General features: G+C 71.4%; 17 protein-coding genes. 4 read left to right on the forward strand and 13 right to left on the reverse strand.

All coding sequences use genetic code 11. The annotated features are described in order from the left end of the window. Positions 1-47 precede the first annotated feature (47 nt). The 4 genes from AC3RX0_RS06575 to AC3RX0_RS06590 form a co-directional block, all read right to left on the reverse strand. Positions 48-1232: a cysteine desulfurase family protein gene (locus AC3RX0_RS06575; RefSeq protein WP_491505110.1), complete on the reverse strand. Its 1185-nt coding sequence runs from the start codon at positions 1230-1232 to the stop codon at positions 48-50. A 109-nt stretch (positions 1233-1341) separates the two neighbouring features. After that, positions 1342-2424, reverse strand: a complete 1083-nt coding sequence (locus AC3RX0_RS06580) for a VIT1/CCC1 transporter family protein (RefSeq protein ID WP_491505111.1) — start codon at positions 2422-2424, stop codon at positions 1342-1344. A 262-nt stretch (positions 2425-2686) separates the two neighbouring features. Next, complete coding sequence (locus tag AC3RX0_RS06585) at positions 2687-3157, reverse strand: SRPBCC family protein (protein WP_491505112.1); 471 nt, start codon at positions 3155-3157, stop codon at positions 2687-2689. A 51-nt stretch (positions 3158-3208) separates the two neighbouring features. Beyond that, positions 3209-5038, reverse strand: coding sequence for a DEAD/DEAH box helicase (locus AC3RX0_RS06590; RefSeq protein WP_491505113.1), 1830 nt, complete (start codon positions 5036-5038; stop codon positions 3209-3211). A gap of 123 nt (positions 5039-5161) precedes the next feature. Between AC3RX0_RS06590 and AC3RX0_RS06595 the strand changes: the two genes are divergently transcribed. Further along, the gene (locus tag AC3RX0_RS06595; protein ID WP_491505114.1) at positions 5162-6022 is read left to right on the forward strand and encodes an SGNH/GDSL hydrolase family protein; all 861 of its coding nucleotides are present in this window, start codon (positions 5162-5164) and stop codon (positions 6020-6022) included. Here the strand turns inward: AC3RX0_RS06595 and AC3RX0_RS06600 are convergent. Then, the gene (locus AC3RX0_RS06600) at positions 6019-6822 is read right to left on the reverse strand and encodes a TrmH family RNA methyltransferase (RefSeq protein ID WP_491505115.1); all 804 of its coding nucleotides are present in this window, start codon (positions 6820-6822) and stop codon (positions 6019-6021) included. The genes AC3RX0_RS06595 and AC3RX0_RS06600 overlap by 4 nt on opposite strands. A 71-nt stretch (positions 6823-6893) precedes the next feature. Between AC3RX0_RS06600 and AC3RX0_RS06605 the strand changes: the two genes are divergently transcribed. After that, the gene (locus AC3RX0_RS06605) at positions 6894-7715 is read left to right on the forward strand and encodes a Sir2 family NAD-dependent protein deacetylase (protein WP_491505116.1); all 822 of its coding nucleotides are present in this window, start codon (positions 6894-6896) and stop codon (positions 7713-7715) included. A 13-nt stretch (positions 7716-7728) separates the two neighbouring features. Here the strand turns inward: AC3RX0_RS06605 and AC3RX0_RS06610 are convergent, their stop codons facing one another. Both AC3RX0_RS06610 and AC3RX0_RS06615 read right to left on the reverse strand, forming a co-directional pair. Then, complete coding sequence (locus AC3RX0_RS06610) at positions 7729-8598, reverse strand: hypothetical protein (RefSeq protein ID WP_498165895.1); 870 nt, start codon at positions 8596-8598, stop codon at positions 7729-7731. Continuing rightward, complete coding sequence (locus AC3RX0_RS06615) at positions 8592-9137, reverse strand: hypothetical protein (protein ID WP_498165898.1); 546 nt, start codon at positions 9135-9137, stop codon at positions 8592-8594. Before AC3RX0_RS06615 ends, AC3RX0_RS06610 begins: the two co-directional genes overlap by 7 nt. Before the next feature lie 523 nt (positions 9138-9660). Between AC3RX0_RS06615 and AC3RX0_RS06620 the strand changes: the two genes are divergently transcribed. After that, a complete protein-coding gene (locus AC3RX0_RS06620; protein ID WP_491505119.1) occupies positions 9661-10278 on the forward strand; it encodes a histidine phosphatase family protein in 618 nt (205 codons plus the stop codon). Positions 10279-10331: 53 nt separating this feature from the next. Here the strand turns inward: AC3RX0_RS06620 and AC3RX0_RS06625 are convergent, their stop codons facing one another. The 5 genes from AC3RX0_RS06625 to AC3RX0_RS06645 are packed head-to-tail and all read right to left on the reverse strand — an operon-like array spanning position 10332 to position 16410. Then, a complete protein-coding gene (locus AC3RX0_RS06625; RefSeq protein WP_491505120.1) occupies positions 10332-11135 on the reverse strand; it encodes an HpcH/HpaI aldolase/citrate lyase family protein in 804 nt (267 codons plus the stop codon). Continuing rightward, positions 11132-11623 carry a MaoC family dehydratase gene (locus AC3RX0_RS06630; RefSeq protein WP_491505121.1) on the reverse strand — a complete coding sequence of 164 codons (492 nt, stop codon included), beginning with the start codon at positions 11621-11623 and terminating at the stop codon, positions 11132-11134. The genes AC3RX0_RS06625 and AC3RX0_RS06630 overlap by 4 nt, the downstream gene beginning before the upstream one ends. Before the next feature lie 10 nt (positions 11624-11633). Beyond that, positions 11634-12794 carry an acyl-CoA dehydrogenase family protein gene (locus AC3RX0_RS06635; protein WP_491505122.1) on the reverse strand — a complete coding sequence of 387 codons (1161 nt, stop codon included), beginning with the start codon at positions 12792-12794 and terminating at the stop codon, positions 11634-11636. Positions 12795-12814: 20 nt separating this feature from the next. Continuing rightward, entirely contained in the window at positions 12815-14821 is a 2007-nt protein-coding gene (locus AC3RX0_RS06640; RefSeq protein ID WP_491505399.1) for an acetyl/propionyl/methylcrotonyl-CoA carboxylase subunit alpha, read from the reverse strand. Between the two features lie 8 nt (positions 14822-14829). Then, positions 14830-16410, reverse strand: a complete 1581-nt coding sequence (locus AC3RX0_RS06645) for a carboxyl transferase domain-containing protein (protein WP_491505123.1) — start codon at positions 16408-16410, stop codon at positions 14830-14832. A gap of 76 nt (positions 16411-16486) precedes the next feature. On the opposite strand from AC3RX0_RS06645, the gene AC3RX0_RS06650 reads away from it, so the two are divergent. Next, a complete protein-coding gene (locus tag AC3RX0_RS06650) occupies positions 16487-17083 on the forward strand; it encodes an SACE_7040 family transcriptional regulator (RefSeq protein WP_491505124.1) in 597 nt (198 codons plus the stop codon). A 229-nt stretch (positions 17084-17312) separates the two neighbouring features. Here AC3RX0_RS06650 and AC3RX0_RS06655 read toward each other — a convergent pair whose 3' ends face one another. Continuing rightward, complete coding sequence (locus tag AC3RX0_RS06655) at positions 17313-18695, reverse strand: dihydrolipoamide acetyltransferase family protein (RefSeq protein ID WP_491505125.1); 1383 nt, start codon at positions 18693-18695, stop codon at positions 17313-17315. Between the last annotated feature and the right edge of the window lie 5 nt (positions 18696-18700).

The following is an 18700-nucleotide window of genomic DNA, read 5'->3' on the forward strand; positions in this document are numbered from 1 at the left end:
TGAGCCCCTGAGCGGGGGCCGTGCCGGAACGCCGCCGCGTTCCGGACTCAGCGCCGGGCGGCGGCACGGGCGCGGTCGACCGCCGCCGGCAGCGCGGCCAGGGCGCCGTCGACGTCGGCCTCGACGGTGGTGCGGCCCAGCGTGAAGCGCAGCACCTGACGGGCTTCGGCATCCGTCCGCCCCATCGCCATGACGACGTGCGAGGGCTCGGGGATCCCCGCCTGGCAGGCCGATCCCGTCGAGACGCACACGCCGGCCTCGTCGAGCAGGAACAGCAGCGTCTCGCCGAGCGCCCCCGAGAACAGCACATGCGCGTTGCCCGGCAGGCGCTGCCGCGGGTCGCCGAGCAGCTCGGTCTCGGGAACCGAGTCGAGGATGCCGCGCACCAGCCGATCCCGCAGCCCCGCCAGACGATCGGCCTCGCTCTGACGCTCGGCCTCGGCCAGCTCGGCCGCCACCGCGAATGCCGCGGCGCCCGCGACGTCCTGCGTGCCGGGCCGCAGCGCGCGCTGCTGCCCGCCGCCCTGCAGGAGCGGAGTGGGGGCCGCGGCCCGCGAGACGACAAGCGCGCCGACTCCGACGGGTCCGCCGATCTTGTGCGCCGACGCGCTCAGGGCGCACAGTCCCAAAGGGCCGCGCGCAGAGTCACGCCACGACCGGAACGAGACCGGCACGTGCCCGAGCGCCGCCACCGCATCCAGGTGCAGCGGCACGCCCGCCGCCGCTGCGGCCGCCGACAGCCCGGCCGCGTCGTTCACGGTGCCGACCTCGTTGTTGGCCACGAGCGCCGTCGCCAGCGCCGCAGGCGGCACGCCGTCGCCTGCCAGTGCGGCCGCGAACGCATCCACCGCGATGCGCCCGATCGGATCGAGGCGCACGGGCCGCACGGCGGCGCCTTCGCGCGTGTGCAGCCACTCGACCGTGTCGAGGGTCGCGTGGTGCTCGCCGTCCGGCAGGACAACGGCATCCGCCTCCGGCGCACGCGACCACCACATCCCCTTCAGGGCGGCGTTGATCGACTCGGTGCCGCCTGACGTGAACACGACCTCGATCGGGTCGCAGCCGAGCACCGCCGCGACGCGCTCGCGCGACTCCTCGAGCAGTCGACGGGCGTCCTGCCCGGCGCGATGGATCGACGACGCATTGCCCACCCGGGACGCGGCATCCAGCCACGCGTCACGCGCCTCGGCGCGCATCGGCGTGGTGGCCGCGTGGTCCAGATAGATCGTCACCGCACCACTCTGCCACGCCTGACAGGGGTCGGCGCCGGGCCGGGCAACGGCGCGACGTCGACGGCTCCCCTGGGCAAGAGGATGCGCCGCACCTGATCCGGTGAGGGGATCAGCGGAGCGTCACGTCGAAGATAAGGCCCAGCCCGTAGGTCACCGCCGCGGCGCCGAAGCCGATGATCAACTGGCGCAGCGCACGGCGCAGCGGCGGCGCGCCCGAGAGCAGCCCGACCATGGCGCCTGTCGCCATGAGTGCGACGCCGACCAGCACCAGCGCCACCACGATCGCCGCGAGGCCCGACAGCCCCAGGATCCACGGCAGCACCGGGATCACGGCGCCCGACGCGAAGCACAGGAAGCTGTACATCGCCGCGCGCCACGCCCCGCCGACGACCTCGTGCGCATCGCCCGCCGCCACCGGCCCGGTCGCCGTCGGCACGGCATCCGCCGCGCGGGAGCGCTGCAGCACCCGCCGTGCACGCTTCAGGGCGGCCTCGGCATCCATCCCCCGGCTGCGGTAGACCAGCGCGAGTTCGTTCGCGTCGAGGTCGAGGTCGGGAAGGATGCCGGAACCGAGCTCCGTCGGCTCGGTCGCCTCGAGCAGCTCGCGCTGCGAGCGCACCGAGACGTACTCGCCGGCGCCCATCGACAGGGCACCCGCGAGCAGGCCCGCGATGCCGCTGAAGAGCACGAACTGCGCGCCGACGCCGGTCGCGCCGATGCCCATGACCAGGGCGAGGTTCGAGACCAGTCCGTCGTTCGTACCGAACACCGCCGCACGGAATCCGCCCGACAGACGACGCCTGCCGCGGGCGGCAAGGCCGCGCACGACCTCTTCGTGCACCTTCTCATCGGCGGCCATCGTGGGTGTTGCGTGCGGGTCCTTGTCGTACGGCGAGCGCCCTTCGGCGTTCTGCGCGAGCGCGAGCACGAAGATCGATCCGAAGTGCTTGGCCATCCAGCCGAGCAGCCGCGTGCGCCTCGAGGCCGCGGGCACGGTGGACGGCTCGCCGCCGAGCAGGTTCAGCCAGTGCGCCTCGTGCCGGCCCTCGGCCTCGGCCAGCGCGCGCAGGATCTCGCGCTCCTCTCCCGTCTTCCGCTCGGCGAGCTCGCGGTAGACGCGCGCCTCGGCCCGCTCGTTCACGAGGTACTGCGCCCATCGGCGGCGTTCGCGTGCGGTGGGATCTGCGGTCACGGTCTCTCCTGGTCTCGACAACCTTTCGAGGCTATCCGGAGGTGGATGCCGCACCCCGCCGGTCTGCGGAATTGCCAGCATTTCGGACCTCCGAAGCCCCCGGCATCCCACCCCTCCCCTGCCCTCCCAGCCCATACCGGCGCGCTCTCGTCCGCCCCAGGCCGCGAAGGTTCAGCTGGTCGGCGAAGGTACGGGATCCGGCCGTACCCTCGCCCCGGAGCTGTACCCTCGCGGGAAGAGCCCGGGCGCGCGGAGCGGTCGGTCAGCCCGAGGCGACGACGCGGCGCAGGCCGCGCTCGCCGCGGGCCATGACACGGGCGTGTGCGGCGGCGAACACCGGGCGCAGCACCGGTGCGGTGACGTTCATCCAGCGGCGGGTGGTCACGACGTCCCACCGGATGTCGATGCGCGTGCCGGCGCCGTCGGCGCTCAGCCGCATCGAGCCGGTGCCGCAGAGGTCGCCGCCGCCGGTGGCCTCGATCCGCTCTTCGGGCACGACGACCGTGACGACCAGCCGCGTTCGCAGCCGGTAGCCCAGCGGGCTGCGCACCGTGAGCCGCAGCTCGTCGCCCGCCCTGAGTGCGGTGATGGATGCCGCAGCCGCCCGCTGAATCCGCACGCCCGGCCACCACGCCGCGCCGCCGTCGCCCACGAGCCGTTCCAGCTCGGCCCAGCAGCGCGCGGGCGGCGCGGGGGTCCGCCACCGCGAGACGAACGAATACGCCGTGGCCACGGCGCGAGTCTACGAGTACGTCGGTGCCGTCGTCTGCCCGACGCGAACGACTTATGAATGCACGCGTCGGCGCAGCACCTCGATGCGCTTCTGCAGCTGGGTCACCGTCGCCTGCGCGACGGCCGGCCCCCCGCACACCCGGCGCAGCTCGGCATGCACCGAGGAGTGCGGCTCGCCCGACTGCCGCGCATAGAGACCGACCAGGCTGTTCAGCAGCTGCCGCTGCTCCTTGAGCGTGCGATGCAGCGCCTGGGGTGCGGCATCCATCCCACCCGGCTCCCCCGCACCGTGCGCCCGCGGCTCGCGCGCCTCTCGCTCGTGCCGGCGACGGGTCTGCCGCGCCTGGCGCTGCATGAGCAGCTCGTGCACGTGCTCGGGCTCGAGCAGTCCCGGAATGCCGAGGAACTCCTCCTCCTCGGGCGTGCCGGGGGTGGCGAGCTGACCGAACTCCTTGCCGTCGTACAGCACGCGATCGAAGTGGGCGAGCGAGCCGAGCGCCTGGTAGGTGAACTCCTCGGTGAGCGCATCGGACGCCTTGTCTTCGCGCTCGGCGGCGTCCATGAGGTCTTCTTCGGCGTTCCACTCGTCGCCGTCGCCCTCGCGGTCCAGCGCGTGATCGCGCTGCCGCTCGAGCTCGTTCGCCAGGGCGAGCAGCTGCGGCACGTTCGGCAGGAACACGCTCGCGGTCTCGCCGCGCCGCCGCGCGCGCACGAACCGGCCGATGGCCTGCGCGAAGAACAGCGGCGTGGATGCGCTCGTGGCGTACACGCCGACGGCCAGGCGCGGCACGTCGACCCCTTCCGACACCATGCGCACGGCCACCATCCACCGGCTGGTGTCCTTCGAGAACGCCTCGATGCGCCCCGAGGCCTCGGCCTCGTCCGAGAGCACCACGGCCGGCGCCTCGCCGGTGATCTGCTGCAGGATCGCCGCGTACGCGCGGGCGGCCGTCTGGTCGGTGGCGATCACGAGCCCGCCGGCGTCGGGGATCTGCTCGCGCACCTCTGTCAGGCGCCGGTCGGCGCTGCGCAGCACGGCGGGGATCCAGTCGCCCTCGGGGTCGAGCGCCGTGCGCCAGGCCTGTGCGGTGATGTCCTTCGTGTTGTCCTGGCCGAGCTGGGCCTCCATCTCGTCGCCGGCTTTGGTGCGCCAGCGCATCTGCCCGGCGTAGACCATGAAGATCACGGGCCGCACGACGCCGTCTTCGAGCGCGCGACGGTAGCCGTACGCGTAATCGGTGCGCGAGATCCGGATGCCGTTGTGATCGGGGTGGTACTCCACGAACGGGATCGGCGCGGTGTCGCTGCGGAACGGCGTGCCCGACAGCGACAGCCGCCGCGTGGCACGCCGGTAGGCGTCACGCAGCGCGTCGCCCCAGCTCAGGGCGTCGCCGCCGTGGTGCACCTCGTCGAGGATCACGAGCGTGCGCTTGTCGAGGATCAGCCGTTCGTGCACCGACGACTTGACGGCGACCTGGGCATAGGTCACCGCGACGCCGTGGTACTGCCGGGACGGCACGGAGTGTCGGTTGCTGAACGCGGGATCGAGCCGGATCGACACGCGGGCCGCGGCATCCGCCCACTGCGTCTTGAGGTGCTCTGTGGGCGCCACGACGACGATGCGGTCCACGACGGCGCGGCGCATCAGCTCGCTGGCCAGACGCAGCGCGAACGTGGTCTTGCCGGCGCCCGGCGTCGCCGCCGCGAGGAAGTCGCGGGGCCCCTTGCCCACGCCGTCGGGCCCGTCGAGCGAGAAATACAGGTCGAGCGCCTCGGCCTGCCAGGCGCGCAGCCGCTGGGCGGTGCCCCACGGGGCCCGCTGCGGGTAGGTCGGCGACAGATGTTCGGCGGCGAAGCTGCCCAGTGAGGCGTGCTCCTCCACCCGGTCTCCTTCCTGCTCGCGCGACGACGATCCAGCTTAGGCGACACTGCCGACCCCGCTCGCGACGCCGGTGTCGTGGTTCGCGATTAGTCTGGGGATCGGTCACGAACCGGAAGGATGCCGATGCCCGCCGCCGACGATCACCGCACACCGTTCATCGCCAACGCCGAGCCGCACCCGTGGCGGCGTTACGTCGCCCTGGGCGACTCGTTCACCGAGGGGGTGGGCGATCCGTCCCCGACCGAGCCCGACGTGTTCCGCGGCTGGGCCGACCGGGTCGCCGAAGTGCTCTCGATGCAGGTCGGCGACTTCGCGTACGCGAATCTCGCCGTGCGCGGAAAGCTCATCCGGCAGATCGTCGACGACCAGGTCGAGCCGGCGCTGGCACTCAAGCCCGACCTCATCACGTTCTCGGCCGGCGGCAACGACGTGATCCGGCCGGGATCCGATCCCGATGCGGTCGCCGAGCTGTTCCACGACGCCGTCGCCCGGCTTTCGAGCACGGGCGCGACGGTCGTGGTCTTCACCGGCATCGACACGAACTTCAGCTCGGTGTTCCGGCCCATTCGCGGAAAGATCGCGATATACAACGAGAACGTGCGCACGATCGCCGAGGAGTTCGACTGCATCGTGGCCGACCAGTGGTCGCTGAAGGTCGTGCAGGACTCGCGGTTCTTCGCCGACGACCGGCTGCACTACAACCCGCTCGGCCACCACGAGATCGCGCGCATGGTGCTGCGCGCGCTGAACGTGCCCAACGATCTCGAGCCGATGCACCCCGACCCGCTGCCGTTGCGCCCGTGGCGCGAGGCGCGCAGCGAAGACCTGGTGTGGGCGCGGGAGTATCTGGTGCCGTGGGTGCTGCGACGCCTTCGCCATCAGTCGTCGGGCGACCACGTCACGGCCAAACGCCCCGAACCGCTGCCGGTGAAGAACCTGGCGCCGGGGAAGGATGCCGCGGCCCACCGCGGCGAGCAGGTCTAGACCCGCAGCGCCCACATCGCGACGGCGGCGGCCGCGGCGACGTTGAGCGAGTCGACGCCGCCGCGCATCGGGATCGTCACCACCGTGTCGGCGCCGGCCAGAGCGCGGCGGCTGAGTCCGTCGCCCTCGGCGCCGAGCATGAGTGCGACCCGCTCGGGCGGGTCGGCGGCGAAGACGTCCAGGGGCACCGCGGCGTCCGCCAGGGCGAGCGCCGCGATGTGGAAGCCCGCCTCGTGCAGCAGGTCGCCGGCCGCCGGCCACTCCGGCAGCCGGGTCCATGGCACCTGGAACACCGTGCCCATGCTCACTCGCACGCTCCGCCGGTACAGCGGGTCCGCACAGCGAGGGCCGACCAGCACCGCGTCGGCGCCGATGCCCGCAGCACCTCGGAACATCGCTCCCACGTTGGTGTGGTCCACGATGTCCTCGAGCACCAGCACGCGACGCGCCCCCGCCACGACGTCGGCGAGCGCGGGCATGGCGGGCCGGTGCATCGCTGCGAGCAGCCCGCGGTGCACGGCATAGCCGGTGACCTGTTCGGCCACCTCGGCGGGAACGACGTACACCGGCACGTCGGGGTGCGACGAGAGCAGCTGCTCGGCCTCCGGCATCCACTTCTCCTGCAGCAGCACCGATCGCGGCACGTGACCCGCCGCCAGGGCCCGGGCGAGCACCTTCCCCGACTCGGCCATGTAGAGCCCACCGACGGGTTCGAGCTTGCGGCGCAGCGCGACGTCGGTGAGGTCGCGGTAGTCGGCGAGGCGGGGGTCGGCGGGATCGGCGAGCGGGATCACGTGCACGGATCCAGGATGCCGCGCCACCGCACGAGGCCCAAACGCGCACTAGCCTGGGCGTCGGGGGAAGAACCGATATGACCACGACGATCGACGACGCCGTCCGGGCACTCGAGGGGCGTCGCATCGCCGTTCTCACCGGTGCGGGGATCTCCACGGACTCCGGCATCCCGGACTACCGTGGCGAGGGTGCGCCCGTGCGCAAGCCGATGACCGTGCAGCAGTTCCTGGCGAGCGACGAGGCACGCCGGCGCTATTGGGTCGGCAGCCACCTCGGCTGGCTGCGGTTCTCGGCCGCGGAGCCGAACGCGGGACATCGCGCACTGGTGAGCCTCGAGCGGGCGGGAGTCACCAACGGGATGACGACGCAGAACGTCGACGGGCTGCACCTGCAGGCGGGGTCGGGTCGGGTGGTCGAGCTGCACGGCACGTCGCGTCAGGCGGTCTGCCTGCACTGCGGCCAGGTGTTCGACCGGCGCGGACTCGCGGAACGAATCGAGGACGACAACCCGTGGCTCGTCGCCTCGCCCGACGCCGTGCTGCTGCCCGACGGCGACGTGCGCCCGGAGTCGATCGAGGGCTTCACGCTGCCGGTGTGCACCGTGTGCGGTGGGATGCTGAAGCCCGACGTGGTCTTCTTCGGTGAGGTCGTCCCCGTCGGCAGGTTCGCCGCCGCCGAGCAGCTGCTCGCCGCCGCGGACGCGCTGCTGGTGGCGGGGTCCTCGCTCGTGGTGAACTCTGGGATGCGGCTCGTGCAGCGCGCGCAGCGGCGCAACCTGCCGATCGTGATCGTCAATCGCGGCGAGACCCGTGCCGACGGGCGCGCGACGGTCAAGCTCGAAGCGGGAACGAGCGAGGTTCTCGTGGAGCTCGCCGAACGGCTGCCGCCCCTGGCGTGAGCGGGTGTCGCGGTCAGCAGCCGGGTCCGGTGGGATCTTCGATGCAGGTACGGGCGACCAGGGCGGTGTGGGCCTCGTAGACCCGGATGCGCTGCCCCGCGCTGGTCGAGGACACGAACCCCGGGACCGGCCGCCACACCCCATCGCCGAAGTCGACCGCCGGGACGTATGCGACGGTCACCGACGCGGTGAACGTGCCCCGCTCCCGGTATGCGTGGCTGGTGTCCGTCGGCGTGAACTGCGGATCATGCGACCGCGCCCACGTCGTCCCCGCCCGGCTGGAGGTGCGGGTCGTGCCGTCGCCGTAGGCGAATGTGTAATGGTCGGGTGTGAACCGTACCGCGACCGGGAAGTCGAAGAGCTCCCCGTGCAGCGTCTGGGTGCGGGCGGTCGCGACCAGATTCGTCGGCAGTCCGACCACGCCGATCCCGTCCGGCTCACTGACCAGCGCCGGCGCCGCCGGGCGGAACGAGACCAGATCCGTCACCGTCACCGCCGGAATCGTCCGCCCCTTCACCTTGGGCTTCGGGGGCTTCGGCTTGTCGTTCGCCTGACACGCCACATCCGGCGCCTCGCAGTCCACCGCCGTCAAGGGGATGGGCGGCGCGGGTGGGGGCGGCGGTGTGGTGACATTCAGGTTCTCTGAGCCGGCGGCGGGACGTCGATCGCCGAGGTCGCGCACTTTCCCAACTCCGTCGTCATCATGAGTTCTTTGACCGACCGTCTTGGATCCCGCAACCTCCACACCGCCGGTCGTTGAAGTGACCCACGCAGAACTGCCGCCTACGTCATCGCCACCTTCGCCGCCAGGCGCAGCTGCAGGTGCGAGTGAGGTGCTGCTCAGGCCAATGGTCAACGACATGACCACCACTGCGATCAGCATGTTGGACCGACCGTCCGTCCTCGAAGCGCGGCGACGAGCAAATTGGTCGGGGAATGTGCCGATCGCTCGAGGACAATGGAGATTGACTGAACCGGGACTCGATCTGGACTCACGAGCGATCTTCCGTCTTGATCGCGCACCATGACCGACGACACGTCGAGACATCCATCCATCTCGATCGTGGCATAGTCAGCAGCGTGTGACCCGGGTTTCAGAAGGGCGATGATGGACTGCCCTTCGACGGTCGCGCGCTCGGCGTGATAGCGGCTGAAGTTCTTCTTGTCGTCGCCGAGCGCCTGGCCTGTCGCCCACCTATAGACATCCTCAAAGGTGGACGGGTCGCTCAGATCGACGCGGTTCAACGCGTCCACGTAGTTGCGATAGGTCTGCTCCGCAGCGGCATAGGCCTGCTTCTCGCTCGTGAAACGCGGCGACGGTGTCGGGGTCGGCTCTGCCTGCGGAGCGCAACCGGCCAGTACCGCACCCGCCACAAGAGCGCACAGCGCCACCGCCACTTGGGTTCGCCGACGAAGAGTCACCCGCCCACCGTACCGACTTCGCGGGATCAGCCCGCGAAGTTATCCACAGGTGGCCGGGATCCGGCATCCCGAAGCACCCGCGCAGAATGCCGCGACCGACGACCAGCCCTCACCTCGTTTCGCGTGATCGGGGACCTGGTACGGAAGGTCCCGTCATGCCGCTCGCCGGCCGCCGAAGCGACCACGCGGACGACGTCCGCAGCGATAGCAGCGTGGCGCGTGCCCACGAGCCACCGCGCCAGTCGTGGACCGCGCCCACAGCCACCGCGCCAGTCGAGATTGCTCAAACGGCGCGCCCCAGTGAGCGGAGCGCGCAGTTTGCGCAATCTCGACCAACGTATCCGGGGCCCGATCGCGCGAGAATGCATTTGCAGGGATCCGGTCGAATTGCCATCCCGTCGTGCCGCTCCCCAGCACTGAAGCGACCACATGGGACGGCGGACCCGCGCGTCACACCCGCCGCAAGCCCCCGCCGCCTGCCCCGCCCAGGGAACGTCCCAGCCACCGCGGCTAGGCTCGAAGGGTGACGACCCTCATCTTCGTGCGCCATGGCGAGACCGACTGGAACCTGAATCGGCGCATCCAGGGGTCGACCGACATCCCGCTCAACGACACCGGGCGCCGACAGGCGCGCGAGGCCGCCGCCGATCTGCGCGGGCAGCTGGACGGCCCGGTCGCCGTCGTGTCGAGCGACCTCTGCCGGGCACGCGAGACGGCCGAGATCATCGCCGCCGCTCTGGGGCTCGACGCCCCGCACCTGTATCCGCAGCTTCAGGAGCGCGCATACGGCGACGCCGAGGGCAAGACCGATCAGGAGTTCGCCGCGCTCTGGGGCCCGTGGGCGACCGCGCAGGTCCCCGGCGCCGAAACCCACGAGCAGCTGCGCCGCCGGGCGCTCGCCGGTGTGCGCCAGGTCGTGCGGGATGTGCGTCGGGCGACCGCGCCGGCCGAGGCATCCGTCATCGTCGTCTCGCACGGCGGGCTCATCCGCGAGCTCGTCCGCCACGCGACGCACGGCGACCTGCCGCTGCCCGGCACGCACCTGCCCAACGGGGGCGGATACACGATGCTGTACGAGCGTGAGCGGCTTCGCTTGATGGATGCCGCGCGCCACGCCGACTTCGCACCCGCCGCAAGCTGACGCCCGGGCGCGCCCGGCGCGCTGTTCCTCGCGCGAAGCGAGGACCATCGGGCTCAGACCCGGGCGAGCACCGCCCGCGCATGCCGAAGCACGGGCTCATCGACCATCCGGCCCTGGAAGGCGAACACCCCGCGCTCCCCTGCAGCTGCGGCAAGGACTGCTTCGGCCCACGCGACGCTCTTCGCATCCGGACGATACGCCTCGCGGATCGCCGCGACCTGCGACGGATGGATGCACGCTGTCGCGGCGAATCCGCTGGCCGCGGCATCCTGCGCCTCGCGCCCGAGTCCCTTGAGATCTGCGATGTCGAGGTGTACGGCATCGATCGCGGCCTTACCGTAGGCCCCCGCAGCCGCGAGCACCCGCGCGCGGGCATACCGGGCGACGTCGCGGTAGCGGCCGTTCTTCTTGCGGCTGGATGTTCCGCCGAGCGAGGCGACGAGGTCTTCGGCGCCCCACATGAGCGCCACCACGTTCTCGAGCGCGGCGATCTTGCCCGCGGACTCGACGCCGCGCGCCGTCTCGCACAGCGCGACCACGCGCAGCTGCGGGTCGAGCCGGCCGATCTTCTTCGCCGATTCTGCCTTGGCGATCATGATCGTGCGGTAGTCGCTCTGCAGGACGGTGGACAGATCGGATGCCGTGTGCTCGCCGCCGATCTCGTTGATGCGCACGATCGTGCGGGCGGGGTCCAGGCCCGACTCGATGATCGCGCCGCGCGCGGCGACCTTGGCGTGGGGGGCGACGGCGTCTTCGAGATCCAGGATCACGGCGTCCGCGCGCTCGGCGGCCTTGGCGAAGCGCTCGGGCCGGTCGGCCGGGCAGAACAGCAGCGACGGGCCCATCGCGAAGCTCATGCGCCCGCCCCCTGTGCCGGCCCGTCGGGCAGGCACCACATGAGCGCCACCCGCGTCGCCGTGGCCACGACCGTGCCGTCCTGGTTGCGTCCCGTGTGCGCCATCGTCACCAGGCCCTGGCCGGGCCGCGACTTCGACAGTCGCTTGTCGACGATCTCGGTCTCGCCGTACAGCGTGTCGCCGGCGAACAGTGGATGCGGAAAGGAGATGTCGGAGAGGCCGAGCTGCGCGACCAGCGTGCCCTGTGTGATGGGGCCGACCGACATCCCCACGATCGTGGCGAGCGTCCACATGGAGTTCATCAGCGGCTTGCCGAACGGCTGCGTGGCCGCATACGCGGCATCCAGATGGAGCGCCTGCTCGTTCATCGTCAGCGCCGAGAACAACGTGTTGTCGGCCTGCGTGACGGTGCGGCCGGGGCGGTGCAGGTAGCGCGCACCGAGCTCGCACTCCTCGTAGTACAGCCCGCGCTGCACGATCTCGGTCATGCCGCCCACGCTACGCCAGCCCGAGCGCTCGGGCGATGACCAGCAGCTGCACCTCGGTGGTGCCCTCGCCGACCTCGAGGATCTTCGAGTCGCGGTAGTGCCGCGCCACGGGATACTCGTTCATGAAGCCGTTGCCGCCGAAGACCTGCGTGGCGTCGCGGGCGTTGTCCATCGCGGCGTCGCTCGCGACCATCTTTGCGATCGCCGCCTCGGTCTTGAACGGCTTGCCGGCGTCGCGCAGACGGGCGGCGTGGTGCCACGCCAGGCGGGCGGTGTGCACACGGGCGTGCATGCGCGCGATCATGAACTGCATCGCCTGCTTGCTCGACAGCGGCTGCCCGAACACCGTGCGCGTCTGCACGTAGTCGGCTGCGGCATCCACACATCCCTCCGCGGCTCCGGTCGCCAGGGCGGCGATCGCGATGCGTCCCTCGTCGAGGATGTGCAGGAAGTTCGCGAACCCGCGCCCGCGCTCGCCCAGCAGATTGCCCTCGGGCACACGCGCGTCGGCGAACGTCAGCGGGTGCGTGTCGGACGCACGCCAGCCGACCTTGTCGTAGGCCGGCTCGACCGTGAACCCGGGCGTGCCGTTCGGGACGATGATCGTCGAGATCTCCTTGCGCCCGTCCTGCTCACCGGTGACGGCGGTGACCGTGACGAAGCGGGTGATGCCGGTGCCCGAGTTCGTGATGAACTGCTTGGCGCCATTGATCACCCATTCGCCGCCCTCGAGGCGGGCGGTCGTGCGGCTGGCCCCGGCATCCGACCCCGCGTCCGGCTCGGTGAGCCCGAACCCGGCGAGCGCCTTGCCCGCCAGCAGGTCGGGCAGGTACTCCTGCTTCTGCTGTTCGGTGCCGAACCGGAACACCGGGCTCGCCCCGAGGCTCACGCCCGCCTCGAGCGTGATCGCCAGGGACTGGTCGACCCGGCCTATGGCCTCGATCGCCAGGCACAGGGCGAAGTAGTCGCCGCCCTGCCCGCCGTACTCCTCGGGGAACGGCAGGCCGAACAGCCCCATCTCGCCCATCTGCGCGACGACGTCCAGCGGCAGCGTGTGCGTGCGGTCGGCCTCGTACGAGACGGGAGCGATGACGGTGTCGGCGAACTCGCGCACGAGGCCTGCGAGCTCGCGCTCGTCGTCGCTGACGTCGTAAGTGGTGTAGGTGTCCATGGTGTCCTCTGGTTCGGGGTTCACAACGCGGGTTCGGTGATGTCGGCATCGACGCGGGCCAGCACCTGGTCGCGGCGGACCTGGTCGCCCACGGCGGCCTGCAGGGTCACGACGCCTTCATGGGGCGCGATGACGGGGTGCTCCATCTTCATGGCCTCGATCGTGACGATCTTGGCGCCGGCGGCGACGCGGTCGCCGGGTGCGACGTGCACGGCGATCACGGCGCCCGGCATGGGGGCGCGCAGGTCCGGGTCGGCAGCGCCGGCCTCGCGCTCGCGCAGCGCCCGGCGCCGAGCGGCCTCGGCACGGCGGGTCAGCGGGATCAGAGCGCTGGTCACGCCGTCGGCGTGCACCCAGACCGTGCCGTCGGGTGCGGTGGCGGTGACGGCCTCCTGAGCGGAGCCGCGCGCAGCGTGAGCGGGAAGGACCCGAGGCTGACCGTCGCACTGTTCGCCCACCGCCCGATCCGGCGCCACGATCTCACCCGCCGCGGTCAGGAACGCCTGCCGCGCGGCCTCGGCCGGCTCGCCCATCCGCCATCCCGATCGCGACAGCCACAGCGGCGATGCATGGGGGTGGGATGCCGCGTCCTCTCGCGACGAGATCGCTGCGGCTGCGGCATCCAATGCGTCAGCCGTCGGCGTCGGATCCTCGAACGGGGGCATCCGGTCGATGAGCCCGGTGTCCATGGCGCCCGCCTGCACGGCAGGGTCGGCGATGAGGGTGCGCAGGAAGTCGATGTTCGTGTCCACGCCCAGCAGGACGGTGTCGGCCAGGGCGGTGTCGAGGGCCGCGAGCGCGGCGGCGCGATCGGCGGCGTGGGCGATGACCTTCGCGATCATCGGGTCGTAGTCCGCCGTCACGACGCTGCCGGTCTCGACCGCGGCATCCGTCCGAACGGCGTCGGCGGCCTGCCACAGCAGCACGTCGCCGGTGGCCGGCAAGAACCCGCGTGAGGGGTTCTCGGCGTACACGCGCGCCTCGACCGCATGACCGTGCAGCTCGACCTCTCCGAGCGCCAGGGGCTCCCCCGCGGCGATGCGCAGCTGCTGCTCGACCAGGTCGATGCCGGTGACCAGCTCGGTGACGGGGTGCTCGACCTGCAGGCGTGTGTTCATCTCCATGAAGAAGAACTCGTCGGGCCGTGCAGCCGAGACGATGAACTCGACGGTTCCCGCCCCCGTGTAGTCGACGGATGCCGCAGCCGCGCAGGCCGCATCGCCCAGGCGGGACCGAGTGGTGGCGTCGATGATCGGCGACGGTGCCTCTTCGACGACCTTCTGGTGCCGTCGCTGGAGGGTGCACTCCCGCTCGCCGAGATGGATGACGGTGCCGTGCGCGTCGCCGAGCACCTGTACCTCGATGTGGCGCGGGGTCTGGATCAGCCGCTCGAACAGCAGCGTGTCGTCGCCGAACGCGGCCTTGGCGACACGGCGCGCCGTGGCGACCGCATCGGGCAGCTGGGCCAGGTCGTGCACCTCCTGCATGCCCTTGCCCCCGCCGCCGGCCGACGGCTTGATCAGCAGCGGCAGTCCCGCCGCGGCGGCGGCCTCGGCGATCTCGGCGTCGGTCATGCCGGCGGCGCTGAACCCGGGCACGATCGGCACGCCGGAGGCGGCGACGTGGTCGCGGGCGCGGATCTTGTCGGCCATGACGTCGAGGGCGCGTTCGCCGGGGCCGATGAACACGATGCCCGCCGCCGCGCAGGCGCGCCCGAAGGCCGGGTTCTCGGACAGGAAGCCGTACCCCGGGTGTATCGCCTGCGCCCCGGTGGCGCGCGCGGCCGCGATCACCGCGTCGATGTCGAGGTACGAGCGAGCCGCCTCGGCGGGCCCGATGCGCACGGCCTCGTCGGCCTCGCGCACGTGCGCAGCGCCGGCGTCGGCGTCGCTGTAGACGGCGACGGAGAGGATGCCGAGCCGCCGCAGCGTGCGGATGACCCGACGGGCGATCTCGCCGCGGTTGGCGATGAGGACTTTGTCGAACACGTCGTCTCGATTCGCTCGCTCAGGGGGATCCACGGGCATGGCGACCATCACATCCTGAAGACGCCGAAGCGCGGTTCGGGCAGGGGCGAGCGCGAGACGACGTCGAGCGCGAGCCCGAGCAGATCGCGGGTGTCGGCGGGGTCGACGATGCCGTCGTCCCACAGCCGCGCCGTGGCATAGTACGGATTGCCCTGCTCTTCGTACTGCGCACGGATCGGCGCCTCGAACGCGGCCTGGTCCGCGGCATCCCATTCCTGCCCGCGAGCGTCGAACTGGTCGCGCTTGACCGTGGACAGCACGGACGCTGCCTGCGGCCCGCCCATCACCGAGATGCGACTGGCCGGCCAGGTCCACAGGAACCGCGGCGAATAGGCCCGCCCGCACATCGAATAGTTGCCGGCGCCGAACGAGCCGCCGATGACGACCGTGAGCTTGGGCACGCGGGTGGTGGCCACCGCCGTGACCATCTTGGCGCCGTCCTTCGCGATGCCGCCGGCTTCGGCATCCTTGCCGACCATGAAGCCGGAGATGTTCTGCAGGAACAGCAGCGGGATGCCGCGCTGGTCGCACAACTCGATGAAGTGGGCGCCCTTCAGCGCCGATTCGCTGAACAGCACGCCGTTGTTCGCGACGATGCCCACCGGGTGCCCGTGGATGCGCGCGAACCCCGTGACGAGCGTCGTTCCGTACTCGCTCTTGAACTCGTGCAGCTCGCTGCCGTCGACCAGACGCGCGATGACCTCGCGCACGTCATAGGGCTGGTTCACGTCGACCGGCACGATGTCGTACAGCTGCGCCGGATCGGCGTCGGGAGCGCGCGCGGGCAGCACCTCCCACGCCGGTTCTCGCGGCGGCGGAAGGGTCGCGACGATGTCACGCACGATCTCGAGGGCGTGCTCGTCGTCGTCGGCGAGGTGATCGACCACGCCCGAGCGGCGGGCGTGCAGCTCTCCCCCGCCGAGCTCTTCGGCCGTGACGATCTCGCCTATCGCGGCTTTCACGAGGGGCGGCCCGCCGAGGAAGATCGTGCCCTGATCGCGGACGATCACGGTCTCGTCGCTCATCGCCGGCACGTATGCGCCGCCGGCCGTGCACGAGCCGAGGACGGCGGCGATCTGCGGGATGCCCTCGGCCGACAGGCGCGCCTGGTTGAAGAAGATGCGGCCGAAGTGGTCGCGGTCGGGGAAGACCTCGTCCTGCATCGGCAGGAACGCGCCGCCCGAGTCGACGAGGTAGACGCAGGGCAGCCGGTTCTCCAGCGCCACCTCCTGCGCACGCAGGTGCTTCTTGACCGTCATCGGGTAGTACGTGCCGCCCTTGACCGTGGCGTCGTTGCAGACCACCATGACGTGGCGGCCATGAACGAGACCGATGCCCGCGATGACGCCGGCGGCGGGAGCCGCGCCGCCGTAGAGACCTTCAGCCGCCAGGGGCGCCAGTTCGATGAACGGACTGCCCTCGTCGAGCAGCCGCGTGACGCGGTCGCGCGGCAGCAGTTTGCCGCGCGCGAGGTGGCGTTCGCGGGACCGCTCAGGCCCCCCGAGGGCGACCGTCGCGAGTCGCTCGCGCAACGCGGCGGCCAACGCTGCTTGCGTCGTCGGGTCCGCTTCGGTGACAAGGTCGGTCATCGCGCCTCTCCCGTCCCATGCACAGGACTGTTAGTCTTCATTAACTGGGATTCCAGGTTAGCGAGGATTAACTGAAATGGCAACGGCGACCACCGACCGCGGCCGCGCCAAATCCGATCGGCGCGCCGCGATCGTCCGCGAGGCGGCCCGGCTGTTCGCGGCCCGCGGATTCGCCGGCGTGAGCCTCGAAGACATCGGCGCCGCCGTCGGCGTGAGCGGCCCGGCCGTGTACCGGCACTTCGCCGGCAAGCAGGCGCTGCTGGCGGCGATCCTCGTCGAGGTCAGCGAACGGCTGCGCGACGGCGGTGCGGCCGTGGTCGCCGAAGAAGTGGATGCCGCGGCCCGCCTGGACGCGCTGATCCGCTTTCACGTCGACTTCGCGCTGGCCGACGCCGACGTCATCCGCGTGCAGGACCGCGATCTCGAGAGCCTCGCCGACGCCGATCGCAACCGGGTGCGGCGCCTCCAGCGAGAGTACGTGGAGACGTGGGTCGGCGTGCTGCGCGGAATCCATCCGGCCCGCGACGACGCCGAGCTGCGCGTGCGCGCGCACGCCGTGTTCGGCTTGATCAATTCGACGCCGCACAGCGTGCGCGGGCTGCGCGTCGCCCCGTCCGAGCAGGCCGTGCGCGGCATCCTCGCCCAGCAGGCCCGCGCCGCCCTCACTGCCTGACCCTCGCGGCTCGCCCGACGCGCCGAGGTGCGGGTCCCGAGCCCCCTCACGGACGCCGGAGGATCACACTGACCACGGACGATTCGCACTACGCGTACTGCGCACCAACCCCCGTCACACCCCGCACAGACTTCGGAGGATCGAACGAAGTTCGGACGCTTCCGCCGAAATCATCCGACGTCGGCGCGATCCTCCGAAGTCTGTGAGGTAGCGCTGCGGGCCACGAGTCTCAGCGCAGCAGCATCGCGCGACCGGGCTGCTCGAGCACGCTCGCCACGTCGACGAGGAACCTCGAGCCCTCGGCACCGTCGACGAGGCGGTGATCGAACGACAGGCTCAGGGTCATGACCTCGCGCAGCGCGATCTCGCCCTCGTGCTCCCACGGCCGGCGCTGCACGCTGCCGAGGCCCAGGATCCCTGCCTCGCCCGGGTTGAGGATCGGGGTGCCCGCCTCGATGCCGAACACGCCGAAGTTCGTGATCGAGAACGTGCCGCCCATCATCGCCGACGGCGGCGTCTTGCCCGAGCGCGCGACCTGCGCGAGCTCGGTGATCGCGTCGGCCAGCTCCACGAGGGTCATCGCGTCGGCATCCGGGATCACCGGCACGATCAGCCCGCGGTCGGTGGCCGCGGCGATCCCCAGGTTCACGTAGTGGTGCTCGACGATCTCGCCGGCCTCGGCATCCCACTTCGCGTTCAAGCTGGGGTTGCGCCCGAGTGCGAGGCACACGGCCTTCGCGGCGACCGCCATCACGCCGATGCGGTGCCCTTCGAGCGACCGATCCGCCTTGAGCGAGGCGACAAGCCGCATCGTCTCGGTGACGTCGATCGTGTGGAACGTCGACACGTGCGGCGCCGTGAAGGCGCTGCGCACCATCGCTTCGGCGGTGTGCTTGCGCACTCCGCGGATGGGCGTGCGCGTGACGCGTCCGTCGCGTTGCGGCGCCGGGATGGATGCCGCGGCCGCCGCCACGGGGTGTTCGACCGCGGTCGCCCCCACGCGTGTCGCATACGCTTCGACGTCGGCACGCGTGATGAGCCCCGTGACGCCCGACGCCTCGACGAGCGCCAGGTCGATGCCCAGATCCTTCGCGTATTTGCGCACGGGCGGCGTCGAGCGCGGACGCTCGATCGGACGCTCGACGGGCTGCTCGACGATCGCGTCGTGCGGAGCGGCCTCGAGCACAGCGGTGTCTGTCGCGCTGGCCCCGCCGCTGCGCGCGACACGCGCGCGCCGCTGCGGGCGGGCCGACTTGCGGGGCGCGGCGCCGTAGCCGACGAGGTTGGGCGTCGCCTTCTCCTCTTCGGGCTCGGCGGTCGAGGCTGCGGCGTCGGCCGCGGGAGCCGCTGCCGCCTCGGCAGCCGCGGGCTCGTCGCCCATGTCGAACGTGACCAGCACCTCGCCGACCTCGACCACGTCGCCGGCGGCGTGGTGCAGCTTGCCCACGGTGCCGGCGAATGGCGAGGGCAGCTCGACGACGGCCTTGGCCGTCTCGACCTCGGCGATGTTCTGGTTCAGCGCGACCGTGTCACCCTCGGCGATCAGCCACTGCACGAGCTCGGCTTCGGGAAGGCCCTCGCCGAGGTCGGGAAGTCGGAAGTCCTGGCTCACAGTGC

The sequence above is a fragment of the Microbacterium sp. W1-4-2 genome (genome assembly GCF_058349885.2).

Excerpts from the sequence above, each read along its gene's own strand:
- AC3RX0_RS06595 (WP_491505114.1), top strand. The coding sequence starts at position 5,162 with ATGCCCGCCGCCGACGATCACCGCACACCGTTCATCGCCAACGCCGAG.
- AC3RX0_RS06605 (WP_491505116.1), top strand. The coding sequence starts at position 6,894 with ATGACCACGACGATCGACGACGCCGTCCGGGCACTCGAGGGGCGTCGC.
- AC3RX0_RS06610 (WP_498165895.1), bottom strand. The coding sequence starts at position 8,598 with ATGCTGATCGCAGTGGTGGTCATGTCGTTGACCATTGGCCTGAGCAGC.
- AC3RX0_RS06625 (WP_491505120.1), bottom strand. The coding sequence starts at position 11,135 with ATGAGCTTCGCGATGGGCCCGTCGCTGCTGTTCTGCCCGGCCGACCGG.
- AC3RX0_RS06630 (WP_491505121.1), bottom strand. The coding sequence starts at position 11,623 with ATGACCGAGATCGTGCAGCGCGGGCTGTACTACGAGGAGTGCGAGCTC.
- AC3RX0_RS06635 (WP_491505122.1), bottom strand. The coding sequence starts at position 12,794 with ATGGACACCTACACCACTTACGACGTCAGCGACGACGAGCGCGAGCTC.
- AC3RX0_RS06640 (WP_491505399.1), bottom strand. The coding sequence starts at position 14,821 with ATGCCCGTGGATCCCCCTGAGCGAGCGAATCGAGACGACGTGTTCGAC.
- AC3RX0_RS06645 (WP_491505123.1), bottom strand. The coding sequence starts at position 16,410 with ATGACCGACCTTGTCACCGAAGCGGACCCGACGACGCAAGCAGCGTTG.
- AC3RX0_RS06650 (WP_491505124.1), top strand. The coding sequence starts at position 16,487 with ATGGCAACGGCGACCACCGACCGCGGCCGCGCCAAATCCGATCGGCGC.